The sequence below is a fragment of the Wohlfahrtiimonas populi genome, from assembly GCF_002006795.1.
GTDB classification, from domain to species: Bacteria; Pseudomonadota; Gammaproteobacteria; order Cardiobacteriales; family Wohlfahrtiimonadaceae; genus Wohlfahrtiimonas; species Wohlfahrtiimonas populi.
In genome coordinates this window covers 140,005-155,894 of sequence record NZ_MVDN01000004.1, presented here as the reverse complement: position 1 = coordinate 155,894, position 15,890 = coordinate 140,005, and the positions used below count along the sequence as shown (strand labels likewise).

15 protein-coding genes, 1 tRNA gene and 1 pseudogene are annotated in these 15,890 nt (G+C 38.1%); 8 read left to right on the top strand and 9 right to left on the bottom strand.

Translation table 11 applies throughout. The features are described from left to right. Positions 1-9: 9 nt before the first annotated feature. Positions 10-765, bottom strand: coding sequence for a class I SAM-dependent methyltransferase (locus BZK16_RS06535; RefSeq protein ID WP_077928097.1), 756 nt, complete (start codon positions 763-765; stop codon positions 10-12). Between the two features lie 58 nt (positions 766-823). Here BZK16_RS06535 and BZK16_RS06530 point away from each other — a divergent pair, with 58 nt between their 5' ends. Beyond that, on the top strand, positions 824-1,441 hold the full coding sequence (locus BZK16_RS06530) for a lysogenization protein HflD (protein WP_077928096.1): 618 nt from the start codon (positions 824-826) through the stop codon (positions 1,439-1,441). 2 nt (positions 1,442-1,443) lie between these two features. Here BZK16_RS06530 and BZK16_RS06525 read toward each other — a convergent pair whose 3' ends face one another. Continuing rightward, on the bottom strand, positions 1,444-2,397 hold the full coding sequence (locus BZK16_RS06525) for a KamA family radical SAM protein (protein ID WP_077928095.1): 954 nt from the start codon (positions 2,395-2,397) through the stop codon (positions 1,444-1,446). 39 nt (positions 2,398-2,436) lie between these two features. Between BZK16_RS06525 and miaA the strand changes: the two genes are divergently transcribed. Continuing rightward, on the top strand, positions 2,437-3,372 hold the full coding sequence (gene miaA, locus BZK16_RS06520) for a tRNA (adenosine(37)-N6)-dimethylallyltransferase MiaA (protein WP_077928094.1): 936 nt from the start codon (positions 2,437-2,439) through the stop codon (positions 3,370-3,372). Here miaA and BZK16_RS06515 read toward each other — a convergent pair. From BZK16_RS06515 to BZK16_RS06505, 3 genes are all read right to left on the bottom strand, one after another. Further along, positions 3,320-4,303: a TAXI family TRAP transporter solute-binding subunit gene (locus BZK16_RS06515; protein WP_233145213.1), complete on the bottom strand. Its 984-nt coding sequence runs from the start codon at positions 4,301-4,303 to the stop codon at positions 3,320-3,322. The two genes, miaA and BZK16_RS06515, sit on opposite strands and share 53 nt — an antisense overlap. 29 nt (positions 4,304-4,332) lie before the next feature. Continuing rightward, positions 4,333-5,163 (bottom strand): alpha/beta fold hydrolase, encoded by an 831-nt coding sequence (locus BZK16_RS06510; RefSeq protein WP_077928092.1) that lies wholly within the window; start codon positions 5,161-5,163, stop codon positions 4,333-4,335. A gap of 65 nt (positions 5,164-5,228) precedes the next feature. Continuing rightward, positions 5,229-5,305 (bottom strand) — tRNA-Asn (locus tag BZK16_RS06505). 119 nt (positions 5,306-5,424) lie between these two features. On the opposite strand from BZK16_RS06505, the gene BZK16_RS06500 reads away from it, so the two are divergent. Beyond that, positions 5,425-5,958 (top strand): pilin, encoded by a 534-nt coding sequence (locus BZK16_RS06500; RefSeq protein ID WP_198932438.1) that lies wholly within the window; start codon positions 5,425-5,427, stop codon positions 5,956-5,958. 171 nt (positions 5,959-6,129) lie between these two features. Further along, positions 6,130-7,695 (top strand): AbgT family transporter, encoded by a 1,566-nt coding sequence (locus BZK16_RS06495; RefSeq protein ID WP_077928090.1) that lies wholly within the window; start codon positions 6,130-6,132, stop codon positions 7,693-7,695. A gap of 79 nt (positions 7,696-7,774) precedes the next feature. Here BZK16_RS06495 and BZK16_RS06490 read toward each other — a convergent pair whose 3' ends face one another. Beyond that, on the bottom strand, positions 7,775-8,440 hold the full coding sequence (locus tag BZK16_RS06490) for a hypothetical protein (RefSeq protein WP_077928089.1): 666 nt from the start codon (positions 8,438-8,440) through the stop codon (positions 7,775-7,777). A gap of 130 nt (positions 8,441-8,570) precedes the next feature. On the opposite strand from BZK16_RS06490, the gene argC reads away from it, so the two are divergent. Genes argC through BZK16_RS06470 form a run of 4 tightly spaced genes read left to right on the top strand, consistent with a single transcriptional unit; the run spans position 8,571 to position 12,927 of the window. Continuing rightward, positions 8,571-9,617, top strand: a complete 1,047-nt coding sequence (gene argC, locus BZK16_RS06485) for an N-acetyl-gamma-glutamyl-phosphate reductase (protein WP_077928088.1) — start codon at positions 8,571-8,573, stop codon at positions 9,615-9,617. 23 nt (positions 9,618-9,640) lie between these two features. Then, the gene (argJ, locus tag BZK16_RS06480) at positions 9,641-10,858 is read left to right on the top strand and encodes a bifunctional glutamate N-acetyltransferase/amino-acid acetyltransferase ArgJ (protein ID WP_077928087.1); all 1,218 of its coding nucleotides are present in this window, start codon (positions 9,641-9,643) and stop codon (positions 10,856-10,858) included. Between the two features lie 9 nt (positions 10,859-10,867). Further along, positions 10,868-11,758: an acetylglutamate kinase gene (gene argB / locus BZK16_RS06475; RefSeq protein ID WP_077928086.1), complete on the top strand. Its 891-nt coding sequence runs from the start codon at positions 10,868-10,870 to the stop codon at positions 11,756-11,758. Beyond that, the gene (locus BZK16_RS06470) at positions 11,755-12,927 is read left to right on the top strand and encodes an aspartate aminotransferase family protein (protein ID WP_198932443.1); all 1,173 of its coding nucleotides are present in this window, start codon (positions 11,755-11,757) and stop codon (positions 12,925-12,927) included. Before argB ends, BZK16_RS06470 begins: the two co-directional genes overlap by 4 nt. A gap of 175 nt (positions 12,928-13,102) precedes the next feature. Here BZK16_RS06470 and BZK16_RS06465 read toward each other — a convergent pair whose 3' ends face one another. From BZK16_RS06465 to guaA, 3 genes and pseudogenes are all read right to left on the bottom strand, one after another. Further along, entirely contained in the window at positions 13,103-13,300 is a 198-nt protein-coding gene (locus tag BZK16_RS06465) for a hypothetical protein (protein WP_143691147.1), read from the bottom strand. Between the two features lie 709 nt (positions 13,301-14,009). Further along, positions 14,010-14,552 carry an adenylate kinase gene (locus BZK16_RS06455; protein WP_077928082.1) on the bottom strand — a complete coding sequence of 181 codons (543 nt, stop codon included), beginning with the start codon at positions 14,550-14,552 and terminating at the stop codon, positions 14,010-14,012. A gap of 56 nt (positions 14,553-14,608) precedes the next feature. After that, positions 14,609-15,754 (bottom strand): annotated as a pseudogene (guaA, locus tag BZK16_RS06450) (glutamine-hydrolyzing GMP synthase); the annotation flags it as partial. Between the last annotated feature and the right edge of the window lie 136 nt (positions 15,755-15,890).

Sequence of the window (15,890 nt, the reverse complement as noted above, 5' to 3'; positions counted from 1 at the left end):
CATCATTAATTAGCTTTTGATTGCTTCTACTGTAAAAATTTCCGTCCCGTTGGTGATGGATTTTTTGTATTGGTAATCTGCAGAAATTGTAATATCTATAAATCCTGCCTCTTTCAATAGTAATTGAATCTCTTCTATGCCAAGCCATTTCAAGCGGAATGTTTCTAGTTCTGTTTCTTTTAATTGGTTTGCTTTCCAATGTTCATAGCGATGAATATAGGTTGCGGCTTGGTTGGCATAATCAATTTCAGCTTCTGTCATTGTGAGTGTGATTTTTTCAGAATCTGACAATGTGAAAATTTTAATATTCGTTCTGCCTAATTGAAAATCATTTTGGAAGAAGAGATCAAAAATGAGTTTGCCATTGCTATTGAGTGCTGAGTGAAACTTTTGAAGTGCTTGTTTGATTTCCACATAATCTGTCATCAATAAAAATGTGCCAGAAGGAATGATAATGGCATCGAAAGTTTCATTATACTGGAAATTCGTAAAACTAGCTTGTTGCATAATATTGGTGGGCAATTGAGCTGATTTTAGATTTTCTTCGCAATAGCCGAGCATTTCATTGGATAAATCAAATCCTTGAATGTTATAGCCTTGCTGTAACAATGGGATCATGATACGGCCTGTGCCAACCGCAGGTTCTAAAATGGCGCTAGCTTTGTTTGTTAGGCGAGATTGGTAATATTCAAGGTCGCCAAAGCTTTTGCCAACAGGTTTGTCAAAATTATAAACTTTTGCAGAGAGAGATTGATAACTATCCATGTTTTCCTATGCCATAATGTATGGTATTAATCATTGATAAAAATTTTCTAGGTAGTGTATGACAAATGATTTAAGAGGACAAACGATTGCATTGGCGGGTGTGATGCAAAGTGCAATTTTGGTGGATCGATTTGCAAAATTGCAAGAATATTCAGAGCAAGATGCTAAAGGTTTAGTGAATAGTATTTTTGTGACTGATCCTGAAAATATCACTGAAGTTTATGATGGATTGCAACATTTAGCATTGGGTTTGACGGCATTATCAAATGCCAATAGTTTATCTAAAGAATCGATGTATTATTTTACAGCGATGTTGAAATTGCAAAAGCGCTTGCTGAATACGCCATCGTATTTGAATATTATGGGCAGTGGCATTGAGAATATTAGTGGGCGTTTAGTGCATTTTCCGATGATGCATGACAATATTCAAATGGCATTAGCAGATCTTTATACGCAGACCATTAGTAAATTAACGCCACGCATTTATGTTAAAGGCACAGATCAGGTTTTTTTATCTAGCGAGCGTAATGCATCATTGATTCGTACATTGTTATTGGCGGGCATTCGCTCAGGTATTTTATGGAATCAGTGTGGTGGCACAACATTTAAGCGCATTTTTCACTATCAGAAGATTTCTACCGAAGCGCGTGCTTTACTGAATCAGATTCTAGCTTAATTCTAAAATAGCGGTTTTTTGCCGTGAGGAATCTCTTGAATTAAAACAGGCACGCAAATGCCAGAAAGTTTCAAGCGTAGCTCACGGATTAACGCGACTGCTTTTTCTTCTTTGACTCGGAAATGGCTTGTGCCACGCGCAAAATCCAATTGGTGCAAATAATACGGCTTGATGCCGACAGCAATGAATCTACGCATTAAGTTTGCTAATGTTTCAAAATCATCATTGATGCCTTGTAGCAAGACAGATTGAGAAATGAGCATAATGCCATTTCTTTGTAATTGCTTCATTGTTACGGCAACTTCATCGGTTAATTCATTGGCATGATTGGCATGAATCACAATAGTGATGGTTTTGCCTTTGTCTTGAATTGCTGTGAATAATATTAATAATTCTTCCGTGATCATTTCAGGTGAAACCACAGGAATTCTCGTGTGAATGCGGATATTTTGAATGTGCTCAATATCAGCTAAACGGTGCAGAATATCCGTCAAGCGGTTCACTGAGAGAATGAGTGGATCACCACCTGTTAAGATGATTTCCCACAATTCAGGATGCGTTTCGATGTAATGAAAAGCATCTTTGAGCTCATCTTTACTGAGAGATTCACCATATTGACCAATCATCTCTTTACGGAAGCAAAAGCGGCAATACACAGCGCACAATTGTGTCACTTTTAATAAAGCACGATCTTCATAGCGGTGAACAATGCCAGTCACAGGCGTGTAAGGAATATCACCAATTGGATCACCTAATTCATCATCCAAAATCAAAGATTCATGAATGGATGGGATGAATTGCTGATAAATAGGATCTTTCTCATCATTTTTTAAGACAGCTTGCATTGCTGGCGAAACTCTAATTTGAAAATGATCAGCGACAGAAGATAGTGCTTCTGTATTGTTGATGATTTTTGCGTTGTGTAAATCTTTAAGAGTTGTCCAGTAGCGAGCCATGAGAGATAATAGAGCCAATTGATAATCAAAGTGAGTATTATGCCAAATTTTCCAGTTATTTTCTTGATGGGACCAACAGCGTCCGGTAAAACTGATACTGCGCTCTATTTAGCGGATCATTTCCCATGCCATTTAATTTCCTGTGATTCAGCACTGATTTATCAGGATATGGATATCGGTACAGCAAAACCTAGTAAAGAGATACTCACAAGTTATCCACATGCACTTGTGGATATCATTTCACCCATGGAAAGATATTCTACCGAACAATTTAGGCAAGATGCACGTGAAGAAATAGAGAAGGCCCGATCATTGGGCAAAATGCCTGTGATTGTAGGTGGAACATTCTTATATATGAAATCTTTGATTGAAGGGATTTCACCCATTCCAGAGGTTAAGCCTGAAGTTAGGGAAGAAGTGATCGCTCGCCATCATGCTGAAGGCATTGAGTCTTTATATCGTGAACTACAGCAACTAGATCCGATCAGTGCAGAGCGATTAGCGCCAGCAGATACTCAGCGCATTCTGCGTGCTTTAGAAGTTGTGTTAAGCTCAGGGCAAACGCTGAATGATTTTTGGAAAATGCCATCAAAAGAAGCTTTGGAATATCCATATTTGAAATTTGCATTAACTTATCAAGATATTCAGCGTGCGAATCACTCTATGGAAAAGCGCTTCCATCAAATGATTGAGGATGGTTTCATTACTGAAGTTGAGTATCTAAAATCAAAATATCCAGAATTGAATGGTGATAATCCTTCACAGCGCGCTGTGGGTTATCGCCAAATTTGGGATTATTTGGATGGCTTGATGACGAAAGAAGAAGCGATTGAGCGTGCGATTATTGCAACGCGTCAATATGCGAAAAGGCAGCGCACATGGCTACGCAGTGAGGCGAATTTAATGCCTGTGAATGTGGAAGCTAAGGATTTTCGTTTGGAGATTCAGAAGATGGTTGAGCAAACAATAGGGTAGCTGCGGTTTCAGCTTCTTTTGTGGCAACTAGTTCGTCTCTTAAGGCATTCATGAGGTTTTCGCCATCGGGATGTAACTTGATGGGTCTGATATCATACGTTTCTAAGATAGATTTAGCTGTGATATGAGTACGCAACGTGGTGAGATTGATCTCATCCTTGATGTGATCTAAGCTCTCTAAAATGCTATTGGTGACATTCTTTTTAGGATTCACAACGAGAAAGACACGAGATCTTAATGTTTTAATGTCCTCATCCACACGCCAAAACATTCCTTTTGGAATGATAGCAGGATATAAGCCTAAGCTACTTTTCATGGCTTGTTGAATTTGTTGATCAGTGAAAGACATGATTTGCCCATTACAGCTTGTCGTTAATTCTCTTGCTAATGGGCTTGAAGGATCAGACATAATCATAATGCCATCAATGGCAAAGCTACAGAACATATCAGCAAGTTGTGTTCGGTTATTGGTGATCGGGAAGTAAACATCTCGCTCTTTTAAACCTAAAGCAATGCTTAACGGCTTGCCACGATATTCTTTCGTTGCCCAATCTGTAACGCCAATGGTGCGATCTTTAAAGCTTTGTACTGATTCCATAGAAACATCATGATTACCTATCAGGATGAGATATTGTTGATATAAAGGTGCAATGATCAATGGTTGTGGTCGTTTTTTTTGATTAGCGATCAAGATTTCTTCAGGCATGAGTGCAACCTGAATCTCATTGTTCATGAGCTGATCCCACATGGTTTCAGCATCAACATATTCTGAGACACAATGATTGCTTGGATGATCTGCTTCAAAGCCAAAGCAAACCATGCTTGTGGCTTCTTTTGTGATTTCCAATGTATCGCTGTAACCCACAGTAATATTGTGCAAATCCTTGCTGTGAGCAATGAATAAGCCACTAAATACTAAAATGACACTCAAAAAATATTTCAAAACCATAAAACCTACGATTAAGACACGAATGAAAGAAGAGTTTCATAATATTTTTCTGGCTCTTCTAACATGGGATTGTGCCCACTTTTATCAAAAATAACAGGGGATATATTAGCGCTGTGACAGATATCATTCCACAAAGATATTGGGGAAACTAAAAAATCATGTTCGCACAATATTAATAATAGCGGTTTTTTCCAAGAATTGAGAAATTCAGCAGTATCAAATTTTGCAAATTCAACGCCCCATAAATGATCTATTGCAGGCATATTATTGGGAACATTGTCCCAAAGATAAGCAGCATCATATGTGAAATCGTAAAAACTGTGTGCTTGCATGCGAATATTGATATGAGAAAAACGGTGAGCAGGATCCTTTTGAATATCATCATTGAGTTTTGCAATTTCTGAATAGAAATGCTCTTTGCGCTCAAGAGCTGCGGTTGATTCAAAAAATGCAATACTCTCATCCTGGCGAGATTGTCTGTTGGTTGGTGCCAGATTGGATAGAATAATACCTTTAACATACTGAGAGTATTGTTCAGCATACGCCATTGTCATAAAACCATGACCAGAATGTCCCAATAAGTACATTTCTTCAATATTTAATGCTGATCTAATTTTTTCGATGTCATTCACAATGTCTTGTAACGTATGTGATGTTTCGTTACTAGGCGCTTTGGTAAAGCCTCTATGATCAATAAAGATTAAATGAAGATTTTTGAACAGAGTATGTTGAAATAATCTTGGGTAGTAAATAGCGCTACCTAAGATAAAAATTGGTATGAGATCTTTTGGGCCAGTTTGTAGATAGTTTAATGTGTAATGATTAATAGTGATGGATTGCATGTAAGCCACCTTATTATATTATATTTTGGACAAAAAAAAACCTAGCTATGCTAGGCTTGAAAACTTGGCTCCTCGACCTGGGCTCGAACCAGGGACCCCTTGATTAACAGTCAAGTGCTACTACCAACTGAGCTATCGAGGAATTAAGGATTGGCATTATATATGCTGAGGAAAGATTGTCAAACATTTTTTTGAAAAATTTATTATTCTATGGCTCCTCTGTTGAGATAACAGTGATTTAGATAGATAAATAGGATAAAAATGTTACAGAAAGGTTTTACGTTAATTGAGTTGATGATTGTGGTTGCGATCATTGGAATTTTGTCTATGTTTGCTTTGCCAGCTTATCAAGACTACACAAAGCGCACTTATATTGCAGAAGGTATGTCTTTAGCGAGTATGGCAAAATCAGCTGTGACAGAATATTATGCTATCAATGGCACATGGCCATCCAATAATGCTGAGATTGGTCTAGGGCAGGCTCAAACCATGTCAGGGCAAGCAGTTATGGGATTAGGGTTGCGTTTAGGTGCAGATGGTACCAATAGAAATGCTGGCGCTAATGTGACAAATATCGTGATTTATTTTAATGATAAAGTTTATAAAGGTTCTGTGCCACCAACAGAAACTGTTGACCAAGCGATGGCAGTCGGAACAGATCAGGCAATTCTGGCTTTAGCGCCTAAAGATGCAAACTCAGCGGGATCCGTTCAATGGGCATGTGTTGAGATCAAACTCATCCAAGAAAAATGGCTACCGAGTAGCTGTCGTTCTGACAATCCTACAAGAAATTAATTCATATTTGCAAAATCATGTATTAACTTAATCGACTGATATAAGAAGACTTATTTTGATTTATGTTTAATAATGATTAAATATTAATATATTATGAAACGAATAAAGAAGATAAATATGTAGCTTTTTAGTAATATTAGCGCGTTATTTATAAAATAAAGGATATATAACATGGGTGAACAGCCGCAAATGCAAGATCAGTCAAAGGGGCTGATTAATAAATTCCTGAACGGAATCGAATGGGTAGGCAATAAACTACCTGCACCAGCATTGCTATTTTTCTATTCAATGCTATTGATTATGGTCATTTCTTTGCCATTATCGTATATGGATTTTTCATTCACATTGACGAATTCTAGTGGTGAATCTGTTGTACAGACAGAGAAAGTTTATAATTTATTTTCTGCTGAAAAATTATTATATTTCTTAACAGATTTTGTTCGCATATTTGTAACATTTGCGCCATTGGGCGTTGTTGTTGTGGGTATGTTGGGGATTGGCATTGCTGAACGCACAGGTTATGTGAATGTTGCACTACAAAAATTATTGAGCATCACACCTAAGAAATTATTAACGCCGATGGTTTTATTCGTGGCAATGTTGAGTCACTTTGCAGCGGATGCTGGTTATATCGTTGTTATTCCGATTGGAGCTATTTTATTCTACGCGGCAGGCCGTCATCCTGTTGCTGGTATTGCAGCTGCGTTTGCAGGTGTTTCAGCAGGTTTCTCTGCAAATATGATTCCTGCAACGAATGACATTTTATTGCAAGGTATTACACAATCAGCAGCACGCATTGTAGATCCTGAATATACAGTCAACGTATTATCTAACTGGGCATTTGGTAGTGCATCAGTATTTTTCTTAATCGCTGTGGGTTGGTTTGTGACAGATAAAATTGTTGAACCAAGATTGAACCGCACAAAAATAGATGATGATGCACAAGTAGAAGAGCACAAAGAAGTGACTGCAAAAGAAAGCCGTGCTTTTTGGATCTCTACAGTTGTTATGGCGGCAGTATTGGCAGTATTTGTGATCTGGGCATATCCTACAGATTCTTTATTAAGACATGAAGGCTCATTAACGAGCGCAGGCGCACCATTGATGAAATCAATTGTTGCGATTATTTTCATCACATTCATCATTCCTGGCATCGTTTATGGTTTCTTAGTGGGCTATTACAAGAAAGCGGACGATATCATTGCATCATTGACAGAAAACATGAAAGACATGAGCAGTTTCTTAATCATGATGTTCTTCTGTGCGTTCTTCATCGAAGCATTCACACAATCAGGTTTAGGCCGTTTGATTGCATTAGCAGGTGCTGAAACATTACAAAATATGAATGTTGGGCCAAAAACAACAGTTGTGATGGCAATTTTATTTATTGCATTCATTAACTTATTCATCGGTTCTGCTTCTGCAAAATGGGTATTATTATCCCCAATTTTAGTGCCAATGTTGATGCATTTAGGCATTGCACCAGAATTAACACAAGCAGCTTATCGTGTAGGTGACTCAACAACAAATATCATTTCACCATTGATGACTTACTTTGCATTGGTTGTGGTTTACTGCCAGCGTTATATCAAAACAACAGGGATTGGTACATTGATCTCTATTATGATTCCTTACACAATTGCATTCTTGATTTCATGGATCATCTTCTTGTTGATCTGGTGGGGCTTAGGTTTGCCATTAGGCATTGAAGGACATTATTACTACACACCGTCATAATGATCAATGAATATAAACATGCCCAATAAGCGGTGATAAAAAAAGCCATTCGTGAAATTGAAGAATGGCTTTTTTATGCTTATGACTTTTTGATGGTTGCTTTTCTTAGCGTTAATTCATAGCGAGTCCCTTTATCATAATAAACAATGACAGAAGGTATAAAATATTGATCAGTGGCTAAGCCAACTTCCAAACGACGATCTCCTTCGCCGCCTTTAAAATAAATTGAATTCTCTTTTTTACCATTGATTCGGTGTTCAATCGATGGGGTTTGCTGTAGTTCAGGTAATTGATAAAGTTTTTTACCATCTGTTGTTTGCGTGTTTTTATTTGGCAATCCTTGATTCAAGCTCATTTGCCAAGCGACAGAGAATAAATCCTGTGTATTTTGGATCAACTTATCTTCTTTGCGTGTTGGTAATTTGCCATAAGTGATCGTTTTTTTGTTGTAATCAATGAGTGCAGAAGAATATGTTTTGCCACTTCTATAAACAATGTATTCGGTGGGCAGTAATTGATTGTTTTGAATTTTACCTTTAATGCTGAATTGCATTTTGTTAAATGGAATGGCAACAGTCGTATCAATTGTGTAATTGCTATCGTTATGAGTGAACTTCATCGTGGCAGGAATGCCATAAGGACCGGAATAATTTAAAACAATTTCATTGGGCAAATTTGTCGCATAGCTCCAGCTCGCAATGAAGAACGGCGTTAAAAGTGCGGTTAGAATGAGTTTTCTCTTCATATTCATATCACCATTAAAAACAAGTTTTTATCATATAACACTTTTAATTTTGTTTTTATTTAAAAAACTTCTTTTAGCTATTCTTAAAGCTGGTAATCCTTGCTACATTATAAAGTTCAAGGAGGAAAATATGTCACAGAAAACAATTTCAGTCGGAATCATTGGTGCCACAGGTTATGCTGGGCAACAATTAGTTTGGTTATTGCATCAGCACCCTAATGTTGTTATTAATTTTGTCGCATCACACAGCCATAGTGCTAAACAATTCTCGGAAGTTTACCGAAACTACGAGTCTTTTTTTGATAAGCGATTAATTAATCTTGAGCAGGTTGAAGAGCGATTACCATCGATTGATTTGTTATTTTTGGCATTGCCACATGGTTTGTCTGAGCCATTGGCGAAAAAGGCAGTGGATGCAAATGTCAAAGTCATCGATTTAGGTGCAGATTTCCGCTTTGATGATGAAGAAATTTTTGAGAAGTGGTACAAAACCAAGCATGAAGATCCAACGATCAATCAGCAAGCTGTTTATGGTATGCCAGAGTTATATCGCGAACAGATTAAAGCTGCGAACATTGTTGCTTGCCCAGGTTGTTATCCAACATCAGCGATTTTAGGTGTTGCGCCATTATTGAAAACAGGCTTAGTGAAACCATCTGTGATTGTGGATGCTAAATCTGGCGTGAGTGGCGCAGGTCGCAGTGAGAAAATTGAGTTATTATTTGCTGAATTGAATGAAAACTTCAAAGCTTATGGATTATTCTCTCATCGCCATACACCAGAAATCTCACAAGAGATGTCTAAGCTTTTGCACCAAGAAGTGGATGTAACATTCACGCCACATTTGTTGCCGATTAATCGTGGGATTTTATCAACGATCTATCTAGATATTACAGAGCGCATGACAGAAGCTGAGGTTTATCAGCAATATGTTGCGATGTATAAAGATGAACCTTTTGTGCGTGTTGTGAATGAGCTACCGCAAATTTCACATGTAAAAAACAGTAATCTGTGCGAAGTAGGCGTTCGTGTGGATGAAGCACGTCAAAAAGTGATCGTGGTTTCTGCGATTGATAATTTGATTAAAGGCGCAAGCGGTCAAGCTGTGCAATGCATGAATTTGATGTTTGGTTTGCCAGAGGAAACAGGCATTCATCAGCTTTCTATGTATATATAAAACATGAAAATAATGGATAAGATATGAAAATCATTCAGGATGGAAATGCGACGTCTGCCAAAGGCTTTTTAGCGGCAGGTGTTAAAGCGGGGATTAAGGCGAGCGGTAACTATGATATGGCGCTCATTTACTCAGAAGCACCAGCAGTTGCCGCAGGTGCATTCACACGCAATGCAGTGCGAGCAGCACCTGTAACATTATCAGAATTGCATGTGAAATCAGACAATGTACAAGCAATCATTGTTAATAGTGGCAATGCGAATGCTTGTACTGGCGATGAAGGCTATCGCAATGCTGAAAATATGTGTAAGTTAGTGGCAGGGCGATTGAACTTACAACAAGATGCTGTATTGGTTGCTTCAACTGGCATCATTGGTGTGCAGTTGCCAATGGAAAAGATTAATGTTGGTATTGGTCATGTTGTGGATGCATTGTCTCAAGATGGCACGATTGCAACTAAAGCGATCATGACAACGGATTTAACAGAGAAAAATATTGCAGTTGTGATCGAAGTGCAAGGCAAAGTTGTGACGATTGGTGGAATTGCTAAAGGTTCAGGCATGATTCATCCAAATATGGGTACGATGCTTGGTTTCATCACAACAGATATCGCCATTGAAAAATCATTATTACAACGCGCATTTTTAGCAAGCGTGGATGAAAGCTATAACATGGTTTCTGTGGATGGTGATGTGAGTACGAATGATACAGCAATCATTCTAGCGAATGGTTTAGCAGGTAATGCTGTGATCACATCTGAAACGGATGCAGGCTACGATAAATTCGTGGAAGCATTGCGCTTCATTAACCAAACTTTAGCAAAGAAAATCGCAGAAGATGGTGAGGGTGCAACGAAGCTCATTGAAACCAATGTATTCGGTGCAAAAACTGTAGACGATGCACGTAAAGTTGCAAAATCTGTGATTGGTTCAAGTTTGGTAAAAACGGCGATTTTCGGCGGTGATGCAAACTGGGGCAGAATTTTATGTGCTGTCGGTTATTCATCCGCAGATTTGCTAGTGAATAAGATTGAGATCTTTGTGAAAGGTGGCGATGCTAAAATTCAGATCGTTGCTAATGGTGCTGGCATTGCTTTTGATGAAGCGTTGCTTGCTCAAATTTTCTCTGCAAAACAAGTGGAAATTGAAATCTATTTGCATAATGGCGAAGCTGTAGCGACAGCTTGGGGTTGTGATCTCTCATATGATTACGTCAAAATCAATGCGGATTATAGAACCTAGGTGATGGATATGATTAGTAATCAAGATAAAGCAGCCTTTCTGATTGAGGCTCTGCCATTCATTCGTCGTTATCATGGCAAAACGGTTGTGATTAAATATGGCGGCAGTGCGATGGTGGATAAAGAGATTCGCCAAGAGTTCATCAAAGATATCGTATTGATGAAATATGTTGGGATTCATCCTGTGATTGTGCATGGTGGTGGTCCTGAAATTAACCAAATGCTTGAGCGCGTGAATAAAACCACAGAATTCATCGAAGGCTTACGCGTCAGCGATCAAGATACAGTTGAATTGGCGGAAATGGTATTGTCAGCGAAGATCAATAAAGGCATCGTTGCAGATATTCAGCGCCAAGGTGGCAAAGCGATTGGTTTAAGCGGTAAAGATGGTAATTTAATTACTGCGAAGAAAAAATTTGCAGATAAAAACGGCGAGCAAATTGATATTGGTTTTGTGGGTGAAATTGAAAATATTAATCCAGACATTATCTATACGATGACGAAAGATAACTATATTCCAGTGATTTCTTCGATTGGTATGGATGAAGATGGTAATACTTACAATATCAATGCTGACTATGTTGCAGGTGCCATTGCCGCTGAATTGAACGCATTTCGTTTAATCTTTTTAACGGATGTGGATGGCATTATGATGAACTTCCGTGATCCATCAACTTTATTAAAAGAAGTGGGTTATGAAGAAGTATTGAAATTAATTAAAGATGAAGTGATTTCTGGCGGAATGTTGCCGAAAGTCAGAACATGTTTAGATGCGATTGATCGTGGTGTGAAAAACGTTATTATTTTGAATGGCAAAACACTGCATGCAATTTTATTAGAGATCTTTACTGCCGAAGGTGCAGGTACATTGATCAAAGAAACTAAAGAGGAAAATAACTGATGTTAATGAATGCTTACAAGCGCTTTCCTGTCAATTTTGTTCGTGGGAAAGGTCCTTTCTTATACAGTGATCAAAATCATGAGTACATTGATTGTGTCTCAGGAATCGCTGTTAACTGCTTAGGACATTCGCATCCAGCAATGGTTCAAGCTGCAAGAGAGCAGAGTGAAAAATTGTTTCATATCTCCAATTTGTATCAAAATGATATGCAAACATTGTTGGCACAGAAGTTAATCCGAAATAGCTATCATCAACAAGTTTTCTTCTGCAATTCAGGCACTGAAGCGAATGAATTAGCGATTAAAGTTGTGCGTAAACATGGTCATTCGATTGCGTCAAATAAAACGAAGATTCTCTATATGAAGGAATCTTTCCATGGCCGTAGTACTGGTGCATTGGCGATTACTGGCCAAGAAAAATACCAAGTGGATTTTAGACCATTGATGGGCGATGTTGTGGAATGCGAATTCAATAACATTGAAATGGCAAAATCTTTAGTGAATGAAGAGTTCTGTGGGATTTTCATTGAGCCAGTACAAGGTGAAAGTGGCATTCGTGCTGCAACGCCTGAGTTCTTGCAAACATTGCGCGAATTAGCTGATCAATTTAACGCTTTGTTAGTTTTTGATGAGATTCAATGTGGTATGGGTAGAATGGGCACATTGTTTGCTTATCAGCAAATGAATGTCGTGCCGGATGTTGTGACAATTGCTAAAGCATTGGGCGGTGGTGTACCGATTGCAGCATGTTTAACGCGTGAAAAAGCAAATGATATCATTGTGCCTGGTGATCATGGTTCCACTTATGGTGGCAATCCTTTCGTATGTGCGATTGCACATGCAGTATTGACTGAATTGATTGATCATGGCGTTGTCGCAGCGGTAGAAGAGCGTGGCTCATATACACAGAAGAAATTGAACTTACTCAAAGTTAAATATCCATTTGTGAAAGAAATCCGTGGTAAAGGCTTATTGCTCGGTATTCAGTTTGATGAATCTATGGTGAAAGCTTCTGATGTTGTGAATGCAGCATTTGATGCACGTTTATTGTTAGTAGGTGCTGGCGATAACGTTGTGCGTTTCTTCCCGCCATTGAACATTACTTTGGATCATATCGATGCAATGGTTGGTCGTTTAGAACAAGTATTAGAGAAAATGGCAGCACAATAAATATTGAATGGCTACAAAGGTAAAACCCGTAATGGAATTTCCATTACGGGTTTTATCATATCCTCAATGTGCTTATTTTGCCTAAGATCCTGAAGAGCTTTTTAGGCAATCTCTTTTTCAGGAGCTACATACAAATTACCATTTTTATTTTAGATGTCAACTTTTTTGATCAATATCAATTTTCAACAGCAATCGGAGAGATGATTTTTTCCCCAAAATATTTAGGTGAGATATACTGAATAATTGATCTTTTTTCTTTATCCAAAGTTACGTCAATTCCTTTATTTGGATAGAGATAATGGACTGTGCCTGTTTTTTTGCTTTCTATCATTTCTTCAATGATTTGGTCTGGCTCACCAAAGCGACCTTTCACATCATCTGCCGTTAACACAACATGAGTTGGNGAATAATTGATCTTTTTTCTTTATCCAAAGTTACGTCAATTCCTTTATTTGGATAGAGATAATGGACTGTGCCTGTTTTTTTGCTTTCTATCATTTCTTCAATGATTTGGTCTGGCTCACCAAAGCGACCTTTCACATCATCTGCCGTTAACACAACATGAGTTGGAATGAAGGCTAAACTGAAAACGGGTTCATCTAGGAATAATTCATTTAAATTTGAAGCTAATTTGTAGCTCTTGTTGCCACTCATTGGTGCTTGTTCTGCAACGGATTTTTCCTTTGCAGTTTGAATATCAGCAGGGTTATTGACTAAAGTGAATGCCATTCTACCTAGAAATGGACCCACTTGAGTTTCACGGAAGTAACCTTCCACTTGATCGCCTGATTTTGTTTCATATAAAGTTAAAGAAACGCGATTGCCAAAAGTATCGATGGCATCTTGCAATGTGGAGTGATTCAGCGTTAAACCAAACGCTTGCATATCTTTAGATTCAGATAAGGAAGTTTCCCAGAAAGGTTGCTGGCTAGGATTCTCCATTCGTGGAATAAACATCGGCAAGCCAAAGTAGGCAAAAGCACCGACAAATAAGATACAAGCAACAGTAATTATAGTTTCTTTTTTCATGCTCACAAAAATGGCAGCTTGAGCTGCCATTCCATCTAATTTTAAGCTGTAATTTAGCTTAATGCTTTAAAAATGTTTTGACTGATTTCAGCCACATCGCCAACACCTTCAACTGTCACTAATTTACCTTGTTTAGTGTAGTAGTTGATCAATGGTGCAGTTTCTGATTCATAAACTTTACGGCGTTTTTCGATTGTTTCTTCGTTGTCATCTGAACGGCCACGAGACAATAAACGTTCTTTAATGATTTCAAAAGGTACATCAAAGAAAATTACTTTATCAATTGGTTGATCGATGCCAGCTAACAATGAATCCAAAGCTTCTGCTTGGTTCAAGTTACGTGGGAAACCATCTAATAAAAAACCACCATCAATAGATTCGATGTTGTTTTTGATCATACCTAATACGATATCATCTGAAACCAATTGGCCAGCATCCATGATTTTCTTAGCTTCTACGCCAAGTTCTGTACCCGCGCTAACTTCAGCACGCAACATATCACCTGTTGAAAGGTGAGTAATCCCATATTTTTCGACCAAATTGGCTGCTTGAGTTCCTTTGCCTGAGCCAGGTGCACCCAATAATACGATACGCATGTCATTCTCCTAAATCGATATGTGATAATACATCTCTGTAATATTACACTATTTTGTTATTCCCACTCAATTGTTGCGGGTGGCTTATTCGATACATCATAAACAACTCTTGTCACTTTAGGAATCGATAAAATGATCTTGTCCGAAATCTCTTCAATGAATTCATAAGGTAAGCGAGCTGCACGAGCTGTCATAAAGTCAACAGTTTCAATGGCGCGAAGGGCAATTGTGTACTCATAAGTTCTTTTATGATCTTTAATGCCCACAGATTTTACAGGTAAAAATACTGCAAAAGCTTGTGATGTTTTGCCATATAAACCATGTTCACGTAAACCTTGAACAAAAATATCATCAGCTAAACGCAAAATATCAGCATATTCTTTTTTGATTTCACCCAAAATACGTACGCCCAAACCTGGTCCTGGGAATGGATGGCGATACAACATTTCTGGTGGTAAACCTAATGCAACACCCAATTCACGTACTTCATTTTTGAATAGATATTTCAATGGTTCGATCAATTCAAACTGCATATCTTCAGGTAAACCGCCCACATTATGATGTGATTTAATCACATTTGCAGCACCATGATGATCGCCAGATTCTAAAATGTCAGGGTAGATTGTGCCTTGAGCCAACCATTTAGCATGAGATAATTTTTGAGCTTCTTCTTCAAAGATTTTGATGAACAATTCGCCGATGATTTTACGCTTACGCTCAGGATCATTTTCACCAGCCAATGCTGCTAAATAACGATCTTCTGCATTCACACGGATCACATTAACGCCCATGTTTTCAGCAAAAATTTGCATCACTTGATCGCCTTCATTTAAGCGCATCAAGCCTGTATCTACGAAAATACATGTTAATTTTTTGCCAATCGCTGAGTGCAATAAAGCTGCCACAACTGATGAATCCACGCCACCAGATAAAGCTAAGATCACTTCATCTTCACCTACAATTTCTTTAATGCGAGCAGTTTCTAATTCAGCAAAAGCTTCCACTGTCCATGTTGGTTTTAATTGGCATTTTTCTTTTAAGAATTCAGCAATATGAGCTTTTAAATGAATGTCTGCCAATGCTTCTTTTGCCACAGTGAAAGTTTTTTCTTGTGGGAAGTTGCCTTGCTCAGATAAATCAATAATTGCAGGTGCTTTGTTAACAATCTCTTCGGTGACTTTGAATGCTGGTGTTAACGCAGAGTAGAAGTTCAATGAACGAACCATCTGTGCAACAGTTTGTGCATCTTGCAGATTGGAATATACCACTAATATTTCATCAATTTGGGTGCTCATAATGCTCATTTCCATGGAGTAATAAGCGGGGCATTGTATCAAA

Bases quoted from the DNA above. Each gene is read 5' to 3' on its own strand.
- BZK16_RS06525 (WP_077928095.1), bottom strand. From the start codon at position 2,397: ATGGCTCGCTACTGGACAACTCTTAAAGATTTACACAACGCAAAAATC.
- miaA (WP_077928094.1), top strand. From the start codon at position 2,437: ATGCCAAATTTTCCAGTTATTTTCTTGATGGGACCAACAGCGTCCGGT.
- BZK16_RS06455 (WP_077928082.1), bottom strand. From the start codon at position 14,552: ATGCGTATCGTATTATTGGGTGCACCTGGCTCAGGCAAAGGAACTCAA.
- argB (WP_077928086.1), top strand. From the start codon at position 10,868: ATGATTAGTAATCAAGATAAAGCAGCCTTTCTGATTGAGGCTCTGCCA.
- BZK16_RS06530 (WP_077928096.1), top strand. From the start codon at position 824: ATGACAAATGATTTAAGAGGACAAACGATTGCATTGGCGGGTGTGATG.
- BZK16_RS06510 (WP_077928092.1), bottom strand. From the start codon at position 5,163: ATGCAATCCATCACTATTAATCATTACACATTAAACTATCTACAAACT.
- argJ (WP_077928087.1), top strand. From the start codon at position 9,641: ATGAAAATCATTCAGGATGGAAATGCGACGTCTGCCAAAGGCTTTTTA.
- BZK16_RS06535 (WP_077928097.1), bottom strand. From the start codon at position 765: ATGGATAGTTATCAATCTCTCTCTGCAAAAGTTTATAATTTTGACAAA.
- BZK16_RS06500 (WP_198932438.1), top strand. From the start codon at position 5,425: ATGTTACAGAAAGGTTTTACGTTAATTGAGTTGATGATTGTGGTTGCG.
- argC (WP_077928088.1), top strand. From the start codon at position 8,571: ATGTCACAGAAAACAATTTCAGTCGGAATCATTGGTGCCACAGGTTAT.
- BZK16_RS06490 (WP_077928089.1), bottom strand. From the start codon at position 8,440: ATGAAGAGAAAACTCATTCTAACCGCACTTTTAACGCCGTTCTTCATT.
- BZK16_RS06495 (WP_077928090.1), top strand. From the start codon at position 6,130: ATGGGTGAACAGCCGCAAATGCAAGATCAGTCAAAGGGGCTGATTAAT.